The organism is Bradyrhizobium sp. NDS-1 (genome assembly GCF_032918005.1).
In the GTDB taxonomy this organism is placed as follows: domain Bacteria; phylum Pseudomonadota; class Alphaproteobacteria; order Rhizobiales; family Xanthobacteraceae; genus Bradyrhizobium; species Bradyrhizobium tunisiense.
The window spans coordinates 1,640,709-1,662,560 of record NZ_CP136628.1; the positions used below are offsets into that span (position 1 = coordinate 1,640,709).

The window sequence follows — 21,852 nt, forward strand, 5'->3', positions numbered from 1 at the left end:
GCGAAAATCCTTTCATCGTTGCCGCCTGCGGTGATGGAGAGAATGACTTCGCCTCGCGCAACATTCGAAATTCCATTTCATTGACGATACGTCGCATGCGCCGCATGATTTACGCATCGCATCAACGCGGCGCATGGTCGCCGCAGAACGACATTCTCTCAACGCAGCTCCGTACGGAACATGCGCAACGCGACACGTTGCGCAAACGGCGGAGCCGTGCCAGCGCAGGAGCGGAGACCGATGGACGACGACAACAAGCGCGGCGGATCGAAGCTCGACCGGCGCCATCTGCTTCAGGCAGGACTGGCTGCTGCCTTCGCCGCACCGCTCGGCGCCCTTGGCGCGGCGCAGGCCTTCGCGCCGGGCGGGATTGCGACCGGCGTCGACTTCTCGGAGTTTCCGCTGTGCCGGACGGCATCGGATGCGCCCGCGCTCACCGGCGCGCCGCGCAAGCTGAAACTGTCGTGGAATGCCGGCGCTGTCTGCCTCGCTCCCGTGCCGGTCGCCATCGAGCACGGCTTCTTCCAGAAACACAATCTCGACATCGAGCTCATCAACTACTCCGGCTCGACCGATCAGCTGCTGGAGGCAATCGCGACCGGAAAGAGCGATGCGGGCCTCGGCATGGCGCTGCGCTGGCTGAAGCCGCTGGAGCAGGGTTTTGACGTCAAGATCGCGGCCGGCACCCATGGCGGCTGCATGCGCGTTCTGACCCGTGCCGATTCTAATGTGAGCAAGCTGGCCGATCTCAAAGGCAAGATCGTTGCGGTCGGCGATCTCGGCGGCCCCGACAAGAATTTCTTCTCCGTTCAGCTCGCCAAGCTCGGCATCGATCCCAACAAGGACGTCGACTGGCGCGCCTATCCCGGCAACCTCCTCAATGTCGCCGTCGAGAAGGGCGAGGTGCAGGCCTTCCTGTCGTCCGATCCGCTCGGCTATCTCTGGCTCAAGGACAGCCAGTACAGGGAGGTCGCCTCCAATCTCGACGGCGAATATCGCGACAAGAGCTGCTGCATCCTCGGCCTGCGCGGCAGCCTGGTGCGCGAGGAGCCGCAGGTCGCGCGCGCGCTGACTCAGGCGCTGCTCGATGCCGCCATGTTCACCGCACAGAACCCGACGGTCACGGCGAAGTCGTTCCAGCCTTACGCGCCGAAGACGGCCTCGCTCGCCGATATCGAAGGCATGGTGCGCTACCACAGCCATCACCATCATCCCGTCGGCGACGTGCTCAAGCGCGAGCTCAAGGCCTATGCCGACGACCTCAAGAGCGTGCAGGTCTTCAAGGCGAGCACCGATACGGCCAAATTCGCGGAGCGCATCTATGTCGACGTATTCGCTGTCTGACGGCCTCGCCTCCGGCGCGCCGCGTTTCTCCCGCGCGCCGCTGCTTGCGGGCTGGATACGGGAGTCCGGCGCCGGAGTTCTCGCCAGCGTCGCCTGGATCGCGTTCGGCCTGTCCTGCCTGTGGTGGCAGGATGTCGGCGACTGGACGCGCACGCATTCCCTGGGCATCGCCGCCTTCGTCATCGCGGCGATCGCGCTGTTCGGAACCGTCGGCGCCGATTATCTGGGGTCGGCAGGACGGGCATTGCAGGCGCGGGCGCCCTGGCTTCTTGCGCTCGGTGCGTTCCTGACCTTGTGGGAGGTCGCGACCGCGAAATTCGCCTGGCTGCCGCTGCCGTTCTTTCCGCCGCCGCAGGCGATCATCGAGGTCTATACCGATGACCTGCCAAAGCTGCTCGACAGCGTGTTCGCCTCGGTCAAGCTCCAGCTCGGCGGCTATTTGATCGGCGCGACGGTTGGCTTCCTGACCGGCGTCTCGATCGGCTGGTCGCGCGCCGTCGGCTATTGGGTGCATCCGGTGCTGCGCTTCATCGGCCCGCTGCCGGCGACCGCCTGGCTTCCGATCGCGTTCTTCACGTTCCCGTCGAGCTGGAGCGCCTCGACCTTCCTGATTGCGCTGGCGACGGGCTTTCCCGTCACCGTGTTGACCTGGTCCGGCGTCGCGAGCGTGAGCAACGCCTATTACGACGTTGCGCGCACGCTGGGGGCAAAGCCATCCTTCCTGGTGTTGAAAGTCGCGATCCCCGCAGCATTGCCGCACGTCTTCGTCGGCCTGTTCATGGGACTGGGTTCGTCCTTCGCCGTGCTCGTCGTCGCCGAGATGATCGGCGTCAAGGCCGGGCTCGGCTGGTATTTGCAGTGGGCGCAGGGCTGGGCCGCCTACGCCAACATGTATGCGGCGCTGATCGTGATGTCGCTGCTCTGCTCCGGCGCGATTACGCTGCTGTTTGCGATCCGCGATCGTCTCCTGGTCTGGCAGAAGGGGACCGTGAAATGGTAGCTCTGGCTGAAGCGGTCACGCGTTCTGCCGGCGCCGCGCTCGACATCGAGCAGGTCAGCCACGCCTTCGACATCGACGGAGCCGAATTGCCGGTGCTCAGCGACGTCAGCATCTCCGTGGAGCCTGGCGAGTTCGTCGCACTGCTCGGTCCTTCCGGCTGCGGCAAGTCGACCCTGCTGCGGCTGGTCGCCGGCCTCGACAAGCCCAAGGCCGGAAGGCTGAGGGAGGACGAGACGCGCATCAGAAGCCCGCATCCCTCGCGCGTGGTCGTGTTCCAGGATCCGACCCTGTTTCCCTGGCGGTCGGTCTGGGACAACGTCGCGCTCGGTCTCGAGGCCCAGGGCATTTTGAAGCGCCAGCGTCATCGCGTCGACGCCGCGCTCGATCTGGTCGGGCTGGCATCGTTCCGCAACGCCTATCCGCACCAGCTCTCCGGCGGCATGGCGCAGCGCGTCGCGCTGGCGCGTGCTCTGGTCAACGATCCCAAAATCCTGATCCTCGACGAGCCGCTCGGAAAGCTGGACTCGCTGACCCGCATCACCATGCAGGCCGAGCTCGTCGCGCTCTGGCAGCGCAAGGGCTTCACCACGCTGCTGGTGACGCATGACGCCGAGGAGGCGCTGGTGCTCGCCAACCGCGTCGTCGTCTTCAGCGATCGCCCGGCCCGGGTGAAGGCCGACATCCGCGTCGATCGGCCCTATCCAAGGCATCGCGGCGATCCGTATCTGGCGGATCTGCGCCGGCAGATTCTCGGCCTTCTGGGATTGGATGCGACATGGTGACTTCCGCAGCCAAGGGGCGGACGCCGCATAGCGAACCCGATTACGTCGCGCGCGCCGAGGCGCTCGCGACGGGCTTTGCCGCGCGCGCGGCCGAGCACGACTGCACCGGCAGCTTCCCGTTCGAGAACTTTCGCGAGCTATCGGAAGCCGGCCTGTTGTCGTTGACGGTGCCGGCCGTCCATGGCGGTGCCGGAGCGGGCGCAAGGTACGCCGCGCGCGTGATCGGCATCATCGGCAAGGCCGATCCCTCGACCGCGCTGGTGCTGTCGATGCACATCATCAATCATCTGGTGATGGCGCGCAGCCCGACCTGGCCGGTGCGGCTGTCGCGCAAGCTCGCGTGCGAGAGCGTCGAAGGCCTTGCCCTCGTCAACGCGCTGCGCGTCGAGCCGGAGCTCGGCTCACCCGCCCGTGGCGGGCTGCCCGCGACCATCGCGCGGCGCACCGAGACCGGTTGGCGCCTCTCCGGTCACAAGATCTATTCGACGGGATCGCCGATCCTGAAATGGTATCTGGTCTGGGCGCGGACCGACGAAGCCGAGCCGCGCGTCGGACAGCTCCTGGTGCCGGCGGGCCTGCCGGGCACGCGCATCGTCGAGACCTGGGACCATCACGGCCTGCGCGCCAGCGGCAGCCATGATGTCGTCTTCGACGACGTCGTCATCCCGCTCGACGCCGAGATCGATGTCCGCAAGCCCGCCGATTGGCGCGGCCCTGACGTGACGCAGGCGACAGTCCACACCATCTTCGTCGCTGCGATCTACGATGGCATCGCCCGTGCCGCGCGCGATTGGCTGATCTCGTTCCTGAAGCAGCGGGCTCCGGCCAGCCTCGGCGCGCCGCTCGCGACCTTGCCGCGTGCACAGGAGATCCTCGGCGCCATCGAGGCGCGGCTCGCGGTGAATGCGCGGCTGATCGAGTCCTTTGCGCGCGATTTCGATGACGGTGTCCAGCTCTCAGCAGGCGAGTCCAACGTCATCAAGCTGACCGTGACCAACAACGCGGTCGCCGCTGTCGAGGACGCGCTGTCGCTCACCGGCAATCACGGCCTGTCCCGCGCCAATCCGCTGGAACGGCACTATCGCGACGTGCTGTGCGGCCGCGTGCACACGCCGCAGGACGATTCCACGCGCATCGGCCTCGGCCGCGCCGCGTTGGGCCTCTAGCCTTTCCGGAAAACAATCAGGGAGACCATCATGTCGATCGAGTTCATCGGCTTCATCAGCAACAACAATTCATCCGAGACCGTCGTCCGCGAAGGACCGGTGCTCGACCCCACCCACATCGAAACGGTGGCGAAGGCGCATGAGAACGCCGGCTTCGATCGCGCGCTGCTGGCGTTTCATTCGACCTCGCCCGACGCGCTTCAGGTGGCCCAGCACGTCCTCAACACGACCTCCCGCCTCAACGTGCTGATCGCGCAGCGGCCGGGCTTTACCGCCCCGACGCTGCTGGCGCGGCAGTTCGCCGTGCTCGACCAGTTTTCGCGCGGCAGGGTCGCGCTCCATGTCATCACCGGCGGCAATGCCACCGAGCTCAGGCAGGACGGCAACACGCTCGACGACAAGGACGAGCGCTACGCCCGCACCTCCGAATTCCTCGATGTGCTCAAGCTGGAATGGACCAGCGACAAGCCGTTCACTTACAAAGGCAGGTACTACCAGGTCGAGAATGCGTTCTCGCAGGTGAAGCCGTATCGCTCCGACGGCATCCGCATCTATTTCGGCGGCGCCTCGGATGCGGCGATCGAGGTCGCCGGCAAGCATGCCGACACCTTTGCGCTGTGGGGAGAATCCTACGCGCAGGTACGCGATGTCACCTCGCGCGTGCATAACGCAGCGGTTCGCCAGGGGCGGCCAACGCCGCGCTTCAGCCTGTCGGTCCGGCCGATCATTGCGCCCACCGAGAAGCAGGCCTGGGAGAAGGCGGAAGAGATTTTGGCGCGTGCCACCGCGCTGCAGGACAAGACCGGCTATCGCAAGCCCGCCGACGGCCACGCCACGGCCGGTGCGCGGCGCCTGCTCGCGCTTGCCGACCAGGGCAGCCGCATCGACAAGCGGCTCTGGACCGAGATCGCAAAGCTCACCGGCGCCAACAGCAACACCACCGCGCTGGTCGGCACGCCCGAACAGGTCGCCGAAGTCTTCGGCGACTATTACGACCTCGGCATCAGCCATTTTCTGATCCGCGGCTTCGATCCGCTGATCGATGCGATCGAATATGGCCGCGAGCTGATCCCGCGGACCCGGGAGCTTGTCGCCAAGCGGCAGGCCGTTCGCGGGGAGGCCGCGGAATGATCCGCCTGATGCTGGCCGGCGCGCTGCTTTTCGCCTCGTTCGAGCTCGCGGCGGCGCAAACCACCTTGCGCGTCGGCGACCAGAAGGGCAATGCGCAGGCCGTGATGGAAGCGGCAGGCGTGCTTAAGGACGTTCCCTACAGGATCGAGTGGAAGGAGTTTCCGGCGGCAGCTCCCTTGCTGGAGGCGCTCAGCGCCGGCGCGATCGAGACCGGGCTCGTTGGGGACGCGCCCTTCACGTTCGCCGCGGCCTCCGGCGCGCCGGTCAAGGCCATCGCGGCGATACGGCAGACCCGCGAGGGGCTCGCGGTCCTCGTGCCGGAGAATTCGCCGATCAGGAGCTTTGCCGATCTGCGCGGCAAAAAGATCGCAACCGGTCGCGGCTCGATCGGACATCAGTTGATCCTTGCCGCGCTCGAGAAGAACGGCTGGAGCGCGAGCGATGTGCAGATCGCGTTTCTCGCACCGTCGGATGCCAAGATCGCCTACACGCAAGGCTCGGTCGATGCGTGGTCGACCTGGGAGCCCTATGTCAGCCAGGAAGAGGTGCTGTTCAAATCGCGCCGCATCATCACCTCGGAAGGGCTGACGCCGGGGCTGAGCTTCCAGGTGGCGCGGCCCGATGCGATCCGGGACAAGCGCGCGGAGCTGACGGATTTCATCCGCCGCCTCACCGCCGCGCGGGCGTGGTCGCTGAATAACATCGACAGCTATGCCGCGAATTGGGGCAGGCTGATGAACATCCCGACATCAGTGCCGCAGAATTGGCTATCGCGCGCAAAGATCCGCATCGCGCCGATCGACGACGGCGTGGTCGCCGACGAGCAGAGCACGATCGATCTCTATTTCCGCTGGGGCCTGATCAAGCAGAAGCTCGATGCGCGCGACATCGTGGATCGCTCATTCACGGATGCGATTGCGAAAGCGGGGTTGTAGCGCTCACCGCCGTCATTCCGGGGCGCGACGAAGTCGCGAGCCCGGAATCCATTCAACCACAAACTTTGCGGCCCGATGGATTCCGGGTTCGCCCTCCGGGCGCCCCGGATGACGACGGAGAGACATCAGAGCTCACAAGGCTATTCAAGCGTTCGTGAGATGAGGACGGTATTTCCATGACGCTCGCACTCCTCGACGCTTTCTTTCTTCGTTCCTCACGCTCGACGACACCTCCATTGCTATTTGCTCCGCCTCCCTTGCAGCCCGCCTCATCCCTTCAAAAATCAATCTGACGACCACATCGGGAGACCGGCCATGGGCCTGCAAGAAACAAAAATCGAGTCGCTTCCCTTCGTCACTGCCGAGCTCAACTATCTCGTACCTGTTACGACCAAGCCGCGCACCTATGCCTTCGATCCGCCGCCGGGCGAGCCGAAGAGCACGGCGCTGGCCGAGCCGCATCAGGTGCCAATCTTCGATGCGCGGCTGATCGCCCAGAATTTCTCGCTCGACCGCGAAGGCTTTGCGCTGGTGCGCCATCCGACCCGGGTGAAGGATTTCTATGACGACGATGAGGTGAGGGCGGTCTACTATCCCGCCGTTGAGGCGTTCCTGCGGGCGACGCTGCGGGCCGACCGCGTCGTCATCTTCGATCACACCGTGCGCAAGCGTGTCGAAGGCGCGCCTGACATCCGCGACGGCGGGCCGCGACAGCCGGCGACGCGCGTGCATGTGGACCAGACCGACGTCTCCGGCGCCAACCGCGTGCGCGAGCATCTGCCTGACGAGGCCGAGGAGCTGCTGAAGGGCCGCGTGCAGGTGATCAATCTGTGGCGGCCGATCCGCGGCCCCTTGCGCGATTCACCGCTGGCGATGGCCGACGGCACCACGGTCGCGCCGGATGATCTCGTTGCCTCCGATCTGATCTATCCCAACCGAAGCGGCGAGACCTATTCGGTGAAATACAATCCGAACCATCGCTGGTTCTATTTCCCTGAAATGACGCCGGACGAGGCCCTGCTGCTCAAATGCTATGATTCCGCAACCGACGGCCGCACCCGCTTCGGGCCGCATACCGCCTTCGTCGATCCGACCACGCCGCAAGATGCTGCGCCGCGCGAAAGCATCGAGGTGCGCACGCTGGTCTTTCACAAACCGTAACAATGTGTGATGGCGCTGCCGGGTGCCGCCCGGCGGCGTTTGGAACCTTAGGGAACAAATCCACGTTTGCAGCGCCGGGCAGGGCAACCGGGAGCGGTGCCGTGCGCGCGCAGACCACGCTATTCTTTTCTCTTGCCAGTTTTTCTCTTTCCACTTTTTCCGTTGCCCAAGCTGAAAGCGGGCTCGCCTCCTATTACGGCTACGCGAAAGCCGGCAAGGGCGGTGAGCTGACCTGCGCGCACCGGACGCGCCCGTTCGGCAGCGTGCTCAGAGTGTCCTATGGCAGCCGTTCGATCCAGTGCCGCGTCAACGATCGCGGCCCCTTCATTCGCGGCCGCATCGTCGATCTCTCGGTGCCGGCCGCCCGCGCACTCGGCATGATGAGCGCCGGCGTCGTGCGAGTCTCCGTGGAATAGGCCAGCCCGCGCGCTATAGTGCCGCCGAAAGCAGGGGGGCGCTATGGCCAGGATCAGGGTGGGACTCGTCGGCTGCGGCTTCGTGTCGGAGCTGCACATGTATGCGTTCCGGCGCGTCTATGGCGTGGACGTCGAGGTCGCGGCGGTGGCCGCGCGCGGCGATCACGTCGTCGACTTCGCCGCACGCCATGGCATCCCGCACGTCTATCGCAGCTTCACCGAGCTGATCGCGGACGCGGATATCGACGTCGTCGACATCTGCACCCCGCCCAACCTCCATGCCGGGATGATCGTTGGCGCCATGCAGGCCGGCAAGCACGTCATCTGCGAAAAGCCCTTTGCAGGTTATTTCGGCCGCGAGGGCGATGCGCAGCCGATCGGCAAGCACGTGCCGAAGGCGCTGATGTATGAGCGCGTGCTCGAGGAGATGGACGCGACGCGAGCCGCGATCGAGCGGTCCGGAAAGCTCTTCATGTATGCCGAGGACTGGATCTACGCGCCCGCGGTGACCAAGACCGCCGAGATCCTGAGAGCGACCAGGGACAAGGTCCTGTTCATGAAGGGTGAGGAGAGCCATTCCGGCTCGCATGCCGCCCACGCCGCGCAATGGGCGATGACCGGCGGCGGCTCGCTGATCCGCATGGGCTGTCACCCGCTCTCGGCCGTGCTCTATCTCAAGCAGGTCGAGGCCAAGGCGCGCGGCGAGACCATCCGCGTCGCCAGCGTTACCTGCGATGTCGGCAACGTCACCGCCGGGCTGAAGCCGGAGGAGCGCACCTACATCAAGGCCAATCCGGTCGACGTCGAAGACTGGGGCACGCTCACCGCGACGTTCTCGGACGGCACCAAGGCGACCGTGTTCTCCGGCGACATGATCATGGGCGGCGTGCGCAATCTGGTCGAGACCTACACCAGCGGCGGCTCGCTGTTCGCAAACATCACCCCCAACAATCATCTGATGAGCTACCAGACCAGCGAGGAGAAGCTCGCCTCGGTCTACATCACCGAAAAGGTCGATCGCAAAACCGGCTGGCAATATGTCTGCCTCGAGGAGGAATGGACGCGCGGCTATTTGCAGGAGATCCAGGATTTCATGGAATGCGCGGCCACCGGCCGGCAACCGCTGTCGGACCTCGCGCTGGCCTACGAGACGATCAAGGTGAACTACGCGGGGTATTGGGCCGCGGAGGAGGGGAGACGGGTGGTGTTGTAAGGCAGACTGCTGCCGCAAGCACGCTGCAACCCTTCTCCCCTTTGGAAGAAGGTGGAGCGAAGCGCCGGATGAGGGGTTCTATCCGCCCGCAAGACTGCTCGTGAGGATGGAGACCCCTCGCCCGTCTCGCCGCTATCGCGCCGAGCCACCCTCTCCCGCAAGGGGAGAGGGTGCACTGTGCACTGCCTTCCCGGCGAGCAAAGCTGAGCTATGCCCCGTAGGTCGATCCCTTCGGCAGCGGAAACACCGGGTCCCGCGTGCGGATGTTGCTCGGCCACACCACCGAGATGTGCTCGCCGGCGTTCTGCATCACCACCGGCGTCGAGCGCTCGTTCTGGCCGGAGAGCGGCGTGCCGGGCGGGTAGAATCTCACGCCATAGCCCTGGATGGTGCCGCCGGAGGGGATGTCGACGTCGAGCGCCGCCTTGCGAATGGCCTCGGGGTCGAAGCTGCCGTACTTCTCCTTGGCGACCGGCAGCACGTTGTTCAGCAGTATCCAGGTCTGGTTGAAGCCCATCGAGCAATGCGGCGGCACGTCGGTAGCGCCGGTCTTGGCCTTGTAGCGCGTGACCATCGCATTGATCAGGTCGCCCATGCCAGGTGCGAGCTTGGAGGGATCCAGCAACTGCGCCGGCACCGGGTCGATGTTGCAGAAATTGTCGATGTCGGCACCGAAGGTGGCGCGCAGCTTGTCGAGCTGGCTGTAGCCGGCGCCTGCGCCGAACAGCATCTTGAACCGCAATCCGCTCTCGCGCGCCTGGCGCAGGAACAGGGTGATGTCGGGGTTGTAACCGGCATGCGAGATCACGTCGGCCTTGGCGCGCTTGATCTTCGTGACCAGCACCGAGAGATCGGGCGCCGATGCCGAATAGCCTTCACGCAGCACGACCTGAATGCCGGCTTCCTTGGCGTAGGCCTCGTCGGCGGAGGCCACGCCGACGCCATAGGGGCCGTCCTCGTGGATCAACGCGACCTTGACCTCCTTCGGGTCCATGCCGAGCTTGGCTTTGGCATGCTCGTTGATGAAGCTGGCGAAGGCCTGTCCGTACTGGTCGGAATGAATCTGCGCGCGGAAGACGTATTGCAGGTTCTTGTCCTTGAACACGGCGGTCGAGACCGCGGTCGTGATCCAGAGGATCTTTTTCTGCTGCTCGACCTTGGCGGCGAGCGGCACGGCGTGCGAGCTCGCATAGACGCCGTTGAGGATGTCGATCTTCTCCTGGCTGATCAGGCGTTCGGCCTCGTTGATCGCAACGTCGGGCTTGCTCTGCGAATCCGCGGCGAGCGGAGTAACCTTGTACTTGCCGCCGACACCGCCTTTCTCATTGACGAGATCGATGGCGATCTGCGCCCCGACCGAAGAGGCAACCGAGCCGCCGGCGGCGAAGGGGCCGGTGAGGTCGTAGATCAGGCCGATGCGTATGTTCTCGGCCTGCGCCTGGGCGCGTGTCCAATCGAGGCTGAGTGCGGCGGCGGCAGCCGCCGAGGTCTTCAGCAGCTGCCTGCGTGAAGTCGGCATCCTATCCTCCCTCAAAACCGTCGTTTGATCTTGTTGTTGTTCGCGAAGTATGGGGAGCGGGCCGGCGGAAAGTCAACATGGCGAAAGTCGAGGTCGGTCGTCCGCGGCATCGAACGCAAGTGCGAAATGAGCGCCAACGGACCCCGCTCGGCGATAATGCAGCGATGCGATTCCGCCCGTCACAGCTTCAAGCGGCGGGCCAGATAGCGCGCGGTCTTTCCGCCGGCTTTGGCGACCTGTTCCGGCGTTCCCGATGCGACGACACGGCCGCCTTCGTCTCCGGCGCCGGGTCCGAGATCGATGATCCAGTCGCTGTGGGCCACGACGTCCATGTCGTGCTCGACCACGATCACGCTGTTGCCGGTGTCCACGATCCGCTCGAGCTGCGCGATCAAGCGCTCGATGTCGCGCGGGTGAAGGCCGGTGGTCGGCTCGTCCAGGACATAGAGCGTATGCCCGCGCTGCGGTCGCATCAGCTCGGTCGCGAGCTTGATGCGCTGGGCTTCGCCGCCGGACAGTTCGGTGGCGGACTGGCCGAGGCGGATATAGCCGAGGCCGACCTCGCGCACGACCGACAGCGAGCGGTTCAGCGTTGCATCGCCCTCGAAGAACGCGAAGGCCTCGTCGACGCGCATCGCCAGCACGTCCGCGATCGATCGCCCGCGGATCTTCACCTCGAGCGTCTTGTCGTTGTAGCGCGCGCCCTTGCAGGTCGGGCAGGGGGCGTAGACGCTGGGCAGGAACAGCAGCTCGACGCAGACGAAGCCCTCGCCCTCGCAGGTCGCACAGCGGCCTTTGGCGACGTTGAAGGAGAAGCGTCCGGCATCGTAACGGCGGGATTTTGCCTGCGGCGTCGCCGCGAACAACCGCCGCACATGGTCGAACAGGCCGGTATAGGTCGCAAGGTTGGACCGCGGCGTGCGGCCGATCGGTTTCTGGTCGACCACGACGAGACGGTTCACCTGGTCGAGGCCGGCAACGATCCTGCCGCCCAATGTCTCGACCGTCGCGGCCAGACTGTCGTCGTCGGAATCGGCAGCAAGCGTGTGGCCGAGATGCGCGGCCACGGTCTCGACGAGGAATTGGCTGATCAGGCTCGATTTGCCGGAGCCCGACACGCCGGTGATGCTGGCGATGACGCCCAGCGGAATGTCGATGTCGAGGCCGCGGAGATTGTTGCGGACCGCACCCCTGATCTTCAGATGCCCTTTCGGCTCGCGACGAACGGCCGGCAGCGGCTTTCTCGGTCGCGAGAGATAATGGGCCGTTCGCGATTGCGCGATTTCACCGAGCCCTGCCGGCGGCCCGCTGTAGAGGACGAGGCCACCGCCTTCGCCGGCGTCGGGCCCGACGTCCACCAGCCAGTCGGCGTGCCGGATCACCTCGATCTCGTGCTCCACCACGAAGATCGAGTTGCCGGCGTGCTTCAGCCGGTCCAGCGCCCGCAGCAGCGCCTCGGTGTCGGCGGGATGAAGGCCTGCGGAGGGCTCGTCGAGCACGTAGACGACGCCGAACAGGTTGGAGCGGACCTGGGTCGCCAGGCGCAGCCGCTGCAGCTCGCCCGGCGACAGCGTCGGCGTGCTGCGTTCGCAGGCGAGATAGCCCAGGCCAAGGTCGAGCAGGACGGCGAGGCGTGCCGACAGGTCCTCGCAAATGCGCCGGGCAACGACGGTCTTCTCCGATCTGTCCGCCGAAGCTCTTGCGAATGGCTTGACCAGCTCTTGCAATTGCTTGAGCGGCAGATGCGACATTTCGGCGATGTTGAGGCCGGCGAACTTCACCTTCAGCGCTTCAGGCTTCAGCCTTGTGCCGTGGCAGGTCGGGCAATCCCGCGTGATCATGAATTGCGCGACGCGGCGTTTCATCATCGCGCTCTCGGACTTGGCGTAGGTCTGCATCACGTAGCGCTTGGCGCCGGTGAACGTGCCCTGATAGCTCGGCTCTTCCTTGCGGCGCAGGGCGCGCCTGACCTCGGCGGCGTCGTAGCCGGCATAAACAGGCACGGTCGGCTGCTCGTCGGTGAACAGAATCCAGTCGCGATCCTTCTTGGGCAGCTCCCGCCAGGGCTTGTCCACGTCGTAGCCGAGCGTCGTCAGGATATCCCGGAGGTTCTGTCCCTGCCAGGCGCTCGGCCAGGCCGCGACGGCGCGCTCGCGGATCGTCTTGGTGTCGTCGGGCACCATGGACTTCTCGGTGACGTCGAGCATCCGGCCGATGCCGTGACAGGTCGGGCAGGCTCCCTCCGGCGTATTGGGAGAGAACGCCTCGGCATAGAGCATCGGTTGCCCCCGCGGATAATCGCCGGCGCGGGAATAGAGCATCCTGAGCAGGTTCGAAATGGTCGTGACGCTGCCGACCGAGGACCGCGTCGTCGGCGCGCCGCGCTGCTGCTGGAGCGCCACGGCCGGCGGCAGGCCCTCGATGTCGTCGACTTCGGGGATTTGCATCTGGTGGAACAGGCGCCGCGCGTAGGGCGATACCGATTCCAGATAGCGCCGCTGCGCCTCGGCGTAGATCGTCCCGAAGGCGAGCGAGGATTTCCCTGAGCCCGACACGCCCGTGAACACGACCAGCGCATTGCGGGGAATGCGCACGTCGATATTCCTGAGATTGTGCTCGCGCGCGCCGCGCACCCGGACGAAGCCGTCGTCCTGCATCAGATCGGGTTGTCTTGGTCGATCGTCCATCTCGCCTCCTCCGGCTCCCCTGGGGGATCAACGGCAGGATCGCAGCATGGATCCCCGGATGCCAGTGGGCACGGGTGCAGTCTGCGCGGAGCGAAGGCCCGTCGCGGTGGCAGCGAAGGGCCTTGGAGCGAGTGCCGGATCGCTGGTGCCGGCCGGCGCCGACCCGAGCCTCAGACGATGAAGTCGCTCGCCTTGAGATCGGCAGCACGGACACCATCCAGCGTGATCGTGTCGTTGGCCGTCAGCTGGATCACCGCATGGCCAGCACCGTCGTCGCTGATCAGGCTCTTCAGATCGGTCCAGCCCGCAAAGCCGTAAGCGTGAAGGTCGATCACATCATGCTCCCGAACCGTACTGCCGACGGCCATATTGCCCTGATTGAAATCGTTGATCACATCTTGGCCCGAGCCTGTCCCGAATACGAAAAGATCGTTGTTCGGTCCGCCCCAGAGTTGATCGTTGCCGCCGCCGCCGTCGAGGAGATCGCGGCCGCCCGTGATAGAGCCGGGCGCGGTCGGGGCATAGATGCGTGCATCGCCATACAGCCAATCGCCGCGCTCGCCGCCGAGAAGGATATCGTTTCCGCCATGCGTATTGCCCGACATGTTCGAGGCGTCTCCGGTGAGCGCGATGGACGTCGAGTCGGGATTGCCATCGACGGTCGCGATCAGGATGTCATCGCCTCCCCGGGCGTTGTCGCTCATGTAATGCGTATCCCCCTCGAGGGAGGCTCCTCCCGAACGGGCTTCGACGCCGACGGTGTAGATGAGGATGTCGTTGCCGCCAAATGTGTTGCCGCTCATGGCGTAGAGCGCGTCCCCCGACATCGACGCTCCGCCATAGATGCCGGCCTGGGTCACGTTGAGGATATCGTTGCCGCCATGGGCATTGTCGCTCATGACGTAACCGGTGTCGCCGCCGAAGGAGCCAGACGCTCTGCTCCCCATCACTGCGATGATATCGTCATTGCCTCCCCTTGCATCGCCCGACATCGTGTTTCCAGCGTCGCCCAGTACAGAGAGGCTCGAATATCTCGTGTGCGAGGCATCGACGTAGATCGTGTCGTTGCCGCCACGGGAGTGACCGGACATCGTCTGCGCATCGCCGTCGATATACGTATAGGTGCCCTCGCCCTCGACGTCCGCGACGAGCAGGTCATTTCCCCCGCGAGAGCGCCCCTGGAGGTCTGCGTCGTCACCCAGCAAGGTCAAGACGCCGTGACCCGCACGGACCGTGGCTATCATTACATCGTTCCCGCCGTGGGCGTCGGTTGGCAGGCCCGGATCTCCAGAAGCGGTCACAACTTGCAGGTCGCCGACGCTGACGATGATCGTGTCGTTTGGCATGCGGCGCATCGCGCAACTCCCACTTGATGTTCGGGCGCGCTCGGAGAGAGCATCACGCTTCTCCCGCCACGCCACGGTCTGCTGCGTGACCTATCTTCGTTGCATTAATGGCGGAGATTTGCCCGAGGTTAGGAGAAATGCGATCAGCGTGTCGTCATGCTGTTTCAGAGCGCCAATGCAAGCACGCCGCGCATGTCGGCGTGCTTGCTCGTGCACGGTTCCGCTCAGCCCGGCCCCGCCCCCTGCGTCGCCGTGTACACGGCGTAGAGCGACTGGCTCGCGGCCATGAACAGGCGGTTGCGCTTGGGGCCGCCGAAGCAGACGTTGCCGCAGACTTCCGGCAGGCGGATGCGGCCGAGCAGCTTGCCCTCCGGCGACCACACGGTGACGCCGCTGTAGCCAACGGCGCGGCCGGCATTGCTGGAGGCCCAGAGATTGCCGTTGACGTCGCAGCGCAGGCCGTCCGGCCCGCATTTGACTCCGTCGACCACGCAATCGCTGAACTTCCTGTGGTTGGACAGCTTGTTGTCGCTGCCGACGTCGAACACGAAGATCTCGCCCTTGCCGCCGGGGCCGGTGTCGCCGGGTCCCTTGCCGGTCGAGGCGACGTAGAGCTTCTTGTAGTCGGGCGAGAAGCACAGCCCGTTCGGATCCGGCACCTGGTCCTCGGTGACGACGAGGTCGATGCGGCCCGAGGGATCGATGCGATAGCAATTGGTCGGCAGCTCGCGCTTGCCCGGCACGAAGCCGGCCGGCTGGCCGATCCTCGGGTTGAGCTTGCCGGCCGGATTGCTCGGGCCGCCCGCGACATCGGGCTCGCCTTCGTAAAGCTGGCCGCCATAGGGTGGATCGGTGAACCAATAGCTGCCGTCGGGATGCGCGGCGATGTCGTTCGGCGAGTTCAGCTTCTTGCCCTGATAGGAGTCGGCGAGCACGGTGGCGGTGCCGTCATGCTCGTACCGCGTCACCCGTCGCGTCAGGTGCTCGCAGGAGAGCTGGCGGCCCTGGAAGTCGAACGAGTTGCCGTTGGAATTGTTGGAAGGCGTGCGGAACACGCTGACGTGGCCGTCGTCCTCGGTCCAGCGCATCTGCCGGTTGTTGGGAATGTCGCTCCACAGCAGATATCGTCCCTGCGCGCTCCATGCCGGGCCTTCCGCCCACAGCAGGCCGGTGTGCAGACGCTTGATCGCGGTGTTGGGCTGCGCGAGATCGTTGAAGGAAGGGTCGACCGCGAGGATGTCGGGGTCCCAGAAATAAGTCGTCGGCGCGCCACGCGGGCTGAAATCGCGCGGCGGGGTGGTGATGGTGGTCGGCGGTGCGGCGGGGCCGGTCTGGGCCAGCGCAGGGCCGGCGACGGTGGCCGCGGCGCCAAGCGCAAGGCCCCGGACAAGTGTTCGTCGTGAAAGCGCAGCGTCCTGCTCACGCTGTTCTTGGCGTGTCATCGCGTCCTCCCAGTGATGTTCGGCTGGCCGGTTGATCCGGCCGAGCAACCGGAGGTTAATGCGGTCCAGCGCCGGTTGCGAGGGCGGAAATCGGATTCGCGCGATGTCGCGGCCGCAATCCCGTCATATTCGAATGCGCTCGAAAGGGACGCGCTTCGCGTCCGCCTTGTGACATTTGCAAGGCTCGAAAATGTTCCGCGGGCTTGAGCAAAAATTTGCTTGCGGCAAAGCGCAGCATGCAACGCATTCGGCCGGGTTCAAGTCATGATTTTGCGCGCATTGCCCCGCAGACCCCGTCCGGGGGCGATGAACGGAGTTAAACGTGGCTGGCGTCATCGTATTGATCGTGTTGCTGGGGATCGCATTCGCGGCCGGCTATTTCACGCGTGAATTCATCTCCAACAAACGACGTGCGGAAGCCCGCCGCTGGCGCGAGTATTCCGAGCCGGATTGGCTCCCGGCCAACGCGCCAGCCAATACCAACGAGATCGCGAGCGCCATCACGGCCGTACCCGTGGTCAACGGCGAGCTCGGCCAGATGCTGAACCGCTGGGAGACGAGGGCCCGCGCCCGCCGCGCGGGGTAGGGGCGGCTACGGCGCCTTGTCTGTGTCGGCCTCTGTCAACCCAGCGTCGCAAAAATATTCCACTTTACCGAAATTCGGTTCGGCGTATGTGTCGTGCATCCCGGCTCACTCAAGAGGGGCGATCATGAGGTCGTCATTTTCGCGAGCCGGGTCTGCGGTGGACGCGGCAGCGTCGGCGCGAGAGGTGCGGGCAGGGCGGGTAGTCCCTGTGAGCCCGTAACCGCGTGCGGACGACGGCGCTGCCAGGCTTCGTCTCGCTGTAAGTTTCCGGCTCCGTCGACAGGGCTGGGAATACTGCGGCGACATGGCGGGCCGCGCGTACGGCAAAACCGTGTGGTCCTGGCCGTCGTTGCCACGGTCAAGTTCTGCGGAGGTGCGAGCGAGCCCAACCGGGCGGACTGCATCATCCAATTCGCGGGGCGAGGGAGGCCAGAGGAAAGTTCGGCTCCCGGGAGAGCACGGCATAAGCCGTCCGACCATCGCGCAGGGAAGGCCGAGTGATCGGCACCACCTGTATGCTGCTGTGCGGTTCTTCCTGCGTGCGCATGTCGCGCAGCGGACCGCGGGTGCGAGCTGGCACCCGGCCTTCCCTGCGCCCTCTTGGTCTTGAGGGTGGAGTGATCAAGCAAAGCTCGGGCGAGTTCAGCCGCGAGAGCGATAAGGCGTGTCTGCAAGCGAGATGGTGCGGGAAGCGCGATGCGGTTGCGTCACACTCCGTCATTGCGAGCGCAGCGACCTGTCCGCCGAAGCCTTGGCGAAGGCGGAAGCAATCCAGAAATCCATCCGCGGAGGCAGTCTGGATTGCTTCGTCGCAAGGGCTCCTCGCAATGACGTGCAGGGCGCGCGTCCCTCTCCGTTCTCGTGCCCCGGACGCAGCGCAGCGCCCCCGGCGATGCGAAACATCGTCCGGGGTGGTGCGCTGCAGAGCCGGGGCCCATCTCGCCGTATTGTGGGTGTGGCCCTGGGTCCCGGCTCTGCGCCGCAGCGTAAGAACGGCGCAGCGTGTCCGGGACACGGAGACCAAGCCCCCAACCAGGTCAGCCCCCTTGACCATCTTTTGGCGTTGCAGTTGCTGCCATTTCTCGTCTAGAAACAGGCCACAGAGCCTCCCGGCAACCAACCGTCAACGGTTTTGACCGAGGATTTGTGGGCTCAAAAGGGTCTGGCAATGCTGATTCGCGGCCACATCGAGGGGATTTCGGGGGAGGTGGCTCTGGCCGCCGCCACGATCCCGGCCGCGCTGCTGCCCACCCTCCTTATTGGCGGCCTTCTTCTTACTTGCCCCTGAGGGCCGGCTGGGCGCTACGCGCCTGGGCACTCAGGGGTTGGTCGAGATCACCGGACACCTCAGGCGCCCAGACCATTGAACGGCGCAAAAGCTCAAAAGGAATTTGAAATGGCCACCGCGAACAAGTCCGACAAGGACCGCGTCATCATTTTCGACACCACGCTGCGCGACGGCGAGCAGTGCCCCGGCGCCACCATGACCTTCGAGGAAAAGCTCGAGGTCGCCGAGTTGCTGGACGATATGGGCGTGGACGTCATCGAAGCCGGCTTCCCCATCACCTCGGAAGGTGACTTCCAGGCCGTCAGCGAGATCGCCCGCCGCTCCAAGAACGCGGTTATTGCGGGCCTGTCCCGTGCGCACCCGGCCGATATCGACCGCTGCGCCGAGGCGGTGAAGTTTGCAAAACGCGGCCGCGTCCACACCGTGATCGCGACCTCGCCACTACACATGCGGGTGAAGCTGAACAAGACCCCGGAGCAGGTGATCGAGACCTCGGTCGCCATGGTCGCGCGCGCGCGCAACCAGATCGACGACGTCGAATGGTCGGCCGAGGACGGCACCCGCAGCGAGATGGATTTCCTGTGCCGCATCGTCGAGGCCGTGATCAAGGCCGGCGCGACCACGGTGAACATCCCCGACACCGTTGGCTACACGGTGCCGGAGGAATACACCCACTTCATGAAGACGCTGATCGAGCGCGTGCCGAATTCGGACAAGGCGATCTTCTCCGTGCACTGCCATAACGATCTCGGCATGGCGGTCGCCAACTCGCTGGCCGGCATCACCGGCGGCGCGCGTCAGGTCGAGTGCACCATCAACGGCATCGGCGAACGCGCCGGCAACGCCGCGCTCGAAGAGATCGTGATGGCGATCAACGTGCGCAACGACAAATTCCCCTATTGGAACAAGATCGACACCACCCAGCTCACTCGCGCCTCGAAGGTGGTCTCGGCGGCAACCTCGTTTCCCGTCCAGTACAACAAGGCCATCGTCGGCCGGAACGCGTTCGCCCATGAGAGCGGCATCCACCAGGACGGCGTGCTGAAGGACGCTTCGACCTACGAGATCATGCGTCCCGAGATGGTCGGCCTGAAGCAATCCTCGCTGGTGCTGGGCAAGCATTCCGGTCGCCATGCCTTCGTGCACAAGCTGGAGGAGATGGGCTACAAGCTCGGCCCGAACCAGCTGGAAGATGCGTTCACGCGGATGAAGGCTCTGGCCGATCGCAAGAAGGACATCTACGACGAGGACATCGAGGCGCTGGTCGACGAGAAGATGGCGGCCTCCCACGACCGCATCAAGCTGACCTCGCTGACCGTGATCGCCGGCACCCATGGCCCGCAGCGCGCGACCATGAAGCTCGACGTCGACGGCCAGATCAAGATCGAGGAGGCCGAGGGCAACGGTCCGGTGGACGCGGTGTTCAACTGCATCAAGCGCCTGGTCCCGCACGAGGCCAAGCTCGAGCTGTACCAGGTCCACGCGGTCACCGAAGGCACCGACGCGCAGGCGGAGGTATCGGTTCGCCTCTCGCAGGAGGGGCGTTCGATGACGGCCCGCGCGGCGGATCCGGATACGCTGGTGGCCTCGGCCAAGGCCTATCTCGGTGCGCTCAACAAGATCGTCATGAAGCGCCAGCGCGACACGGTGAGCACCGCGGCGGCGAGCTGACGAGCGAAGTTCGCCATTCCGGGGCGATGCGAAGCATCGAGCCCGGAATGACGAGATTCCGGGCTCGGTCCTGCGGACCGCCCCCGGAATGACGGCCAAGGTGATGCCTGCCCTGCTAACGGCCAATAGCAGCGGAAGCCGCCGGGCTGTATTGATACTGTCGGCATGAGGATAGGCCGCTCGGCACGCCGGCGGCTCAAATAAAACAACAGGGAGAGATTATGCGCACCTTCGCGATCGCTGCGTCCGTCGCGGCATTGGCATTTGGCCTGACCGGCCCCGCACTGGCCCAATCGCCGATCATCATCAAGTTCAGCCACGTCGTCGCCACCGACACGCCGAAGGGCAAGGGCGCGGAGAAATTCAAGGAGCTCGCCGAGAAGTACACCGGCGGCAAGGTCAAGGTCGAGGTCTATCCGAACTCGACGCTCTACAAGGACAAGGAAGAGCTCGAGGCGCTCCAGCTCGGCAGCGTGCAGATGCTGGCGCCGTCCAACTCGAAGTTCGGGCCGCTCGGCATCCGCGAGTTCGAGGTGTTCGATCTGCCCTACATCCTTCCCGACCTGAAGACGCTGCGGAAGGTGACGGAAGGCCCGCTCGGCACGAAGCTGCTCAAGCTGCTTGATGCCAAGGGCATCACGGGACTTGCCTATTGGGACAACGGCTTCAAGCAGATGAGCGCCAACAAGAAGCTGGTGACGCCTGCCGACTATCAGGGCCTGAAATTCCGCATCCAGTCCTCGCGGGTGATCCAGGCCCAGTTCAAGGCGCTGAGCTCCCTGCCGCAGGTCATGGCGTTCTCGGAAGTCTACCAGGCGCTCCAGACGGGCGTGGTCGACGGCCAGGAGAACACCTGGTCGAACATCTATACCCAGAAGATGCACGAGGTGCAGAAGTACATCACCGAGACCAATCACGGCTATATCGGCTACGTCGTGATCGTGAACAAGAAGTTCTGGGACGATCTGCCGGCCGACATCCGCGACCCGCTCACCAAGGCGATGAAGGAAGCGACCGACTTCAGCAACACGCAGTCGCAGAAGGAAAACGACGACGCGCTGGCCGAGATCAAGAAGAGCGGCAAGAGCGAGATCGTCAAGCTCACGCCGGAGCAGGACGAGGCGCTGCGCAAGGCAATGGAGCCGGTCTACAAGGACGCCGCGGGCCGTATCGGCCAGCCGCTGATCGACGAATTCCTTAAAGAGGCCAAGACCACGACGAACTGATCCATCCGAACGATCAACGAAAGGCTTCCGTGCGGTCTGCACGGAAGCCTTTCTGATGCGAATGATTTCCGATCGCGGTTGGAGGTAAAATCGGCCGTTACATCCCGGTAAAGAAGCGCTCCCTGTCCAAGTTGTAATTTGCGTGTCAGCCGCACCGAGCCCATCTTGATGGACATCCTTCCAGAGGAGGTTCGGATGAGGAAGTTCACCATCGCCGCCATCGCCGTGCTCAGCATTGCCGGCTCGGGCGCGGTCTATGCCCAATATCATCGCCCGTGGATGGAGCACGTCCGCCACATCCGCATGAACCCGGAAGACCGGGCCGCCTTCGTCGACGCGCGGATCGCCGCCGTCCATGCCGGGCTGAAGCTCACCGCCGATCAGGAGAAGCTGTGGCCGCCGGTCGAGGCCGCCGTGCGGGAGTTCGCCAAGCTGCGCATCGACCGCGCCAATGCGCGGATGAATGCCGGGCCGGGCGACGCCGACAAGCCCGAGGATCCGATCGCCCGCCTGCGCCAGCGCGCCGAGGACATGGGCGCCAGCTCCGCGGCCCTGAAGAAGATCGCCGATGCCGCCGACCCGCTGTACAAGACCCTGGACGAGGGCCAGAAACGGCGCCTCGCCGTGCTGACCCGCCACCGCGGCCCGTTCGGCGGCGGCGAGGACGGCCCGCGGCACCGCCACCACTTCATGGAACGCGGCATGGACCGCATGATGGAGCGGGGCATGGGCCACCATGACCGTTTCGACCGCGACGGGGGTTCGGACCGGGACCGCGAGGGCCGACTCTAAGCCATCGGGGATTCTGCGACGATTAACCTTGGCGAAGCCGCTGGAATCCAGCGGCTTTTCGCTTTTGTGGGGATGTTGGCGAACCCTCGTTGAACCCCTTGGAAAACTTGCGTCCGGTCGCTTGCCAGACCCGGATCGCTTTGCTAA

17 protein-coding genes are annotated in these 21,852 nt (G+C 65.0%); 13 read left to right on the forward strand and 4 right to left on the reverse strand.

Annotated elements, in window-relative coordinates; all coding sequences use genetic code 11:
• The first annotated feature begins 240 nt into the window (after positions 1–240).
• The 9 genes from RX330_RS07785 to RX330_RS07825 all read left to right on the forward strand — a co-directional run bounded on the left by RX330_RS07785 (position 241) and on the right by RX330_RS07825 (position 9,148).
• Entirely contained in the window at positions 241–1,344 is a 1,104-nt protein-coding gene (locus RX330_RS07785) for an ABC transporter substrate-binding protein (RefSeq protein WP_317242604.1), read from the forward strand.
• A complete protein-coding gene (locus RX330_RS07790) occupies positions 1,322–2,344 on the forward strand; it encodes an ABC transporter permease (protein WP_317242605.1) in 1,023 nt (340 codons plus the stop codon). The genes RX330_RS07785 and RX330_RS07790 overlap by 23 nt, the downstream gene beginning before the upstream one ends.
• Entirely contained in the window at positions 2,338–3,126 is a 789-nt protein-coding gene (locus RX330_RS07795; protein WP_317242606.1) for an ABC transporter ATP-binding protein, read from the forward strand. Before RX330_RS07790 ends, RX330_RS07795 begins: the two co-directional genes overlap by 7 nt.
• The gene (locus tag RX330_RS07800; RefSeq protein ID WP_317242607.1) at positions 3,120–4,292 is read left to right on the forward strand and encodes an acyl-CoA dehydrogenase family protein; all 1,173 of its coding nucleotides are present in this window, start codon (positions 3,120–3,122) and stop codon (positions 4,290–4,292) included. Before RX330_RS07795 ends, RX330_RS07800 begins: the two co-directional genes overlap by 7 nt.
• A gap of 30 nt (positions 4,293–4,322) precedes the next feature.
• Positions 4,323–5,423, forward strand: coding sequence for an LLM class flavin-dependent oxidoreductase (locus RX330_RS07805; RefSeq protein ID WP_317242608.1), 1,101 nt, complete (start codon positions 4,323–4,325; stop codon positions 5,421–5,423).
• Positions 5,420–6,358, forward strand: a complete 939-nt coding sequence (locus RX330_RS07810; RefSeq protein WP_317242609.1) for an ABC transporter substrate-binding protein — start codon at positions 5,420–5,422, stop codon at positions 6,356–6,358. Before RX330_RS07805 ends, RX330_RS07810 begins: the two co-directional genes overlap by 4 nt.
• A 315-nt stretch (positions 6,359–6,673) precedes the next feature.
• Positions 6,674–7,519, forward strand: a complete 846-nt coding sequence (locus RX330_RS07815) for a CmcJ/NvfI family oxidoreductase (protein WP_317242610.1) — start codon at positions 6,674–6,676, stop codon at positions 7,517–7,519.
• Positions 7,520–7,620: 101 nt separating this feature from the next.
• Positions 7,621–7,935: a septal ring lytic transglycosylase RlpA family protein gene (locus RX330_RS07820; protein WP_317242611.1), complete on the forward strand. Its 315-nt coding sequence runs from the start codon at positions 7,621–7,623 to the stop codon at positions 7,933–7,935.
• A gap of 43 nt (positions 7,936–7,978) precedes the next feature.
• Positions 7,979–9,148 carry a Gfo/Idh/MocA family protein gene (locus tag RX330_RS07825; protein ID WP_317242612.1) on the forward strand — a complete coding sequence of 390 codons (1,170 nt, stop codon included), beginning with the start codon at positions 7,979–7,981 and terminating at the stop codon, positions 9,146–9,148.
• Between the two features lie 208 nt (positions 9,149–9,356).
• On the opposite strand, the gene RX330_RS07830 is transcribed toward RX330_RS07825, so the two are convergent.
• The 4 genes from RX330_RS07830 to RX330_RS07845 all read right to left on the reverse strand — a co-directional run bounded on the left by RX330_RS07830 (position 9,357) and on the right by RX330_RS07845 (position 16,142).
• On the reverse strand, positions 9,357–10,667 hold the full coding sequence (locus RX330_RS07830) for an ABC transporter substrate-binding protein (protein ID WP_212080743.1): 1,311 nt from the start codon (positions 10,665–10,667) through the stop codon (positions 9,357–9,359).
• 179 nt (positions 10,668–10,846) lie between these two features.
• Positions 10,847–13,354, reverse strand: a complete 2,508-nt coding sequence (gene uvrA, locus RX330_RS07835) for an excinuclease ABC subunit UvrA (RefSeq protein WP_317242613.1) — start codon at positions 13,352–13,354, stop codon at positions 10,847–10,849.
• A gap of 170 nt (positions 13,355–13,524) precedes the next feature.
• Positions 13,525–14,775 carry a hypothetical protein gene (locus RX330_RS07840; RefSeq protein ID WP_317242614.1) on the reverse strand — a complete coding sequence of 417 codons (1,251 nt, stop codon included), beginning with the start codon at positions 14,773–14,775 and terminating at the stop codon, positions 13,525–13,527.
• Positions 14,776–14,924: 149 nt separating this feature from the next.
• The gene (locus tag RX330_RS07845; RefSeq protein ID WP_317242615.1) at positions 14,925–16,142 is read right to left on the reverse strand and encodes an SMP-30/gluconolactonase/LRE family protein; all 1,218 of its coding nucleotides are present in this window, start codon (positions 16,140–16,142) and stop codon (positions 14,925–14,927) included.
• Positions 16,143–16,464: 322 nt separating this feature from the next.
• Between RX330_RS07845 and RX330_RS07850 the strand changes: the two genes are divergently transcribed.
• The 4 genes from RX330_RS07850 to RX330_RS07865 all read left to right on the forward strand — a co-directional run bounded on the left by RX330_RS07850 (position 16,465) and on the right by RX330_RS07865 (position 21,705).
• Positions 16,465–16,728, forward strand: coding sequence for a hypothetical protein (locus RX330_RS07850; RefSeq protein WP_212080747.1), 264 nt, complete (start codon positions 16,465–16,467; stop codon positions 16,726–16,728).
• Between the two features lie 1,396 nt (positions 16,729–18,124).
• Positions 18,125–19,687, forward strand: coding sequence for a 2-isopropylmalate synthase (locus tag RX330_RS07855; protein WP_212091680.1), 1,563 nt, complete (start codon positions 18,125–18,127; stop codon positions 19,685–19,687).
• Between the two features lie 221 nt (positions 19,688–19,908).
• Positions 19,909–20,913: a TRAP transporter substrate-binding protein gene (locus RX330_RS07860; protein ID WP_317242616.1), complete on the forward strand. Its 1,005-nt coding sequence runs from the start codon at positions 19,909–19,911 to the stop codon at positions 20,911–20,913.
• Between the two features lie 195 nt (positions 20,914–21,108).
• Positions 21,109–21,705 carry a Spy/CpxP family protein refolding chaperone gene (locus RX330_RS07865; RefSeq protein ID WP_212091685.1) on the forward strand — a complete coding sequence of 199 codons (597 nt, stop codon included), beginning with the start codon at positions 21,109–21,111 and terminating at the stop codon, positions 21,703–21,705.
• The last annotated feature ends 147 nt before the right edge of the window (positions 21,706–21,852 follow it).

Excerpts from the sequence above, each read along its gene's own strand:
- RX330_RS07860 (WP_317242616.1), top strand. The coding sequence starts at position 19,909 with ATGCGCACCTTCGCGATCGCTGCGTCCGTCGCGGCATTGGCATTTGGC.
- RX330_RS07805 (WP_317242608.1), top strand. The coding sequence starts at position 4,323 with ATGTCGATCGAGTTCATCGGCTTCATCAGCAACAACAATTCATCCGAG.
- RX330_RS07790 (WP_317242605.1), top strand. The coding sequence starts at position 1,322 with ATGTCGACGTATTCGCTGTCTGACGGCCTCGCCTCCGGCGCGCCGCGT.
- RX330_RS07795 (WP_317242606.1), top strand. The coding sequence starts at position 2,338 with ATGGTAGCTCTGGCTGAAGCGGTCACGCGTTCTGCCGGCGCCGCGCTC.
- uvrA (WP_317242613.1), bottom strand. The coding sequence starts at position 13,354 with ATGGACGATCGACCAAGACAACCCGATCTGATGCAGGACGACGGCTTC.
- RX330_RS07810 (WP_317242609.1), top strand. The coding sequence starts at position 5,420 with ATGATCCGCCTGATGCTGGCCGGCGCGCTGCTTTTCGCCTCGTTCGAG.
- RX330_RS07855 (WP_212091680.1), top strand. The coding sequence starts at position 18,125 with ATGGCCACCGCGAACAAGTCCGACAAGGACCGCGTCATCATTTTCGAC.
- RX330_RS07825 (WP_317242612.1), top strand. The coding sequence starts at position 7,979 with ATGGCCAGGATCAGGGTGGGACTCGTCGGCTGCGGCTTCGTGTCGGAG.
- RX330_RS07815 (WP_317242610.1), top strand. The coding sequence starts at position 6,674 with ATGGGCCTGCAAGAAACAAAAATCGAGTCGCTTCCCTTCGTCACTGCC.
- RX330_RS07800 (WP_317242607.1), top strand. The coding sequence starts at position 3,120 with ATGGTGACTTCCGCAGCCAAGGGGCGGACGCCGCATAGCGAACCCGAT.
- RX330_RS07830 (WP_212080743.1), bottom strand. The coding sequence starts at position 10,667 with ATGCCGACTTCACGCAGGCAGCTGCTGAAGACCTCGGCGGCTGCCGCC.
- RX330_RS07865 (WP_212091685.1), top strand. The coding sequence starts at position 21,109 with ATGAGGAAGTTCACCATCGCCGCCATCGCCGTGCTCAGCATTGCCGGC.
- RX330_RS07785 (WP_317242604.1), top strand. The coding sequence starts at position 241 with ATGGACGACGACAACAAGCGCGGCGGATCGAAGCTCGACCGGCGCCAT.
- RX330_RS07845 (WP_317242615.1), bottom strand. The coding sequence starts at position 16,142 with ATGACACGCCAAGAACAGCGTGAGCAGGACGCTGCGCTTTCACGACGA.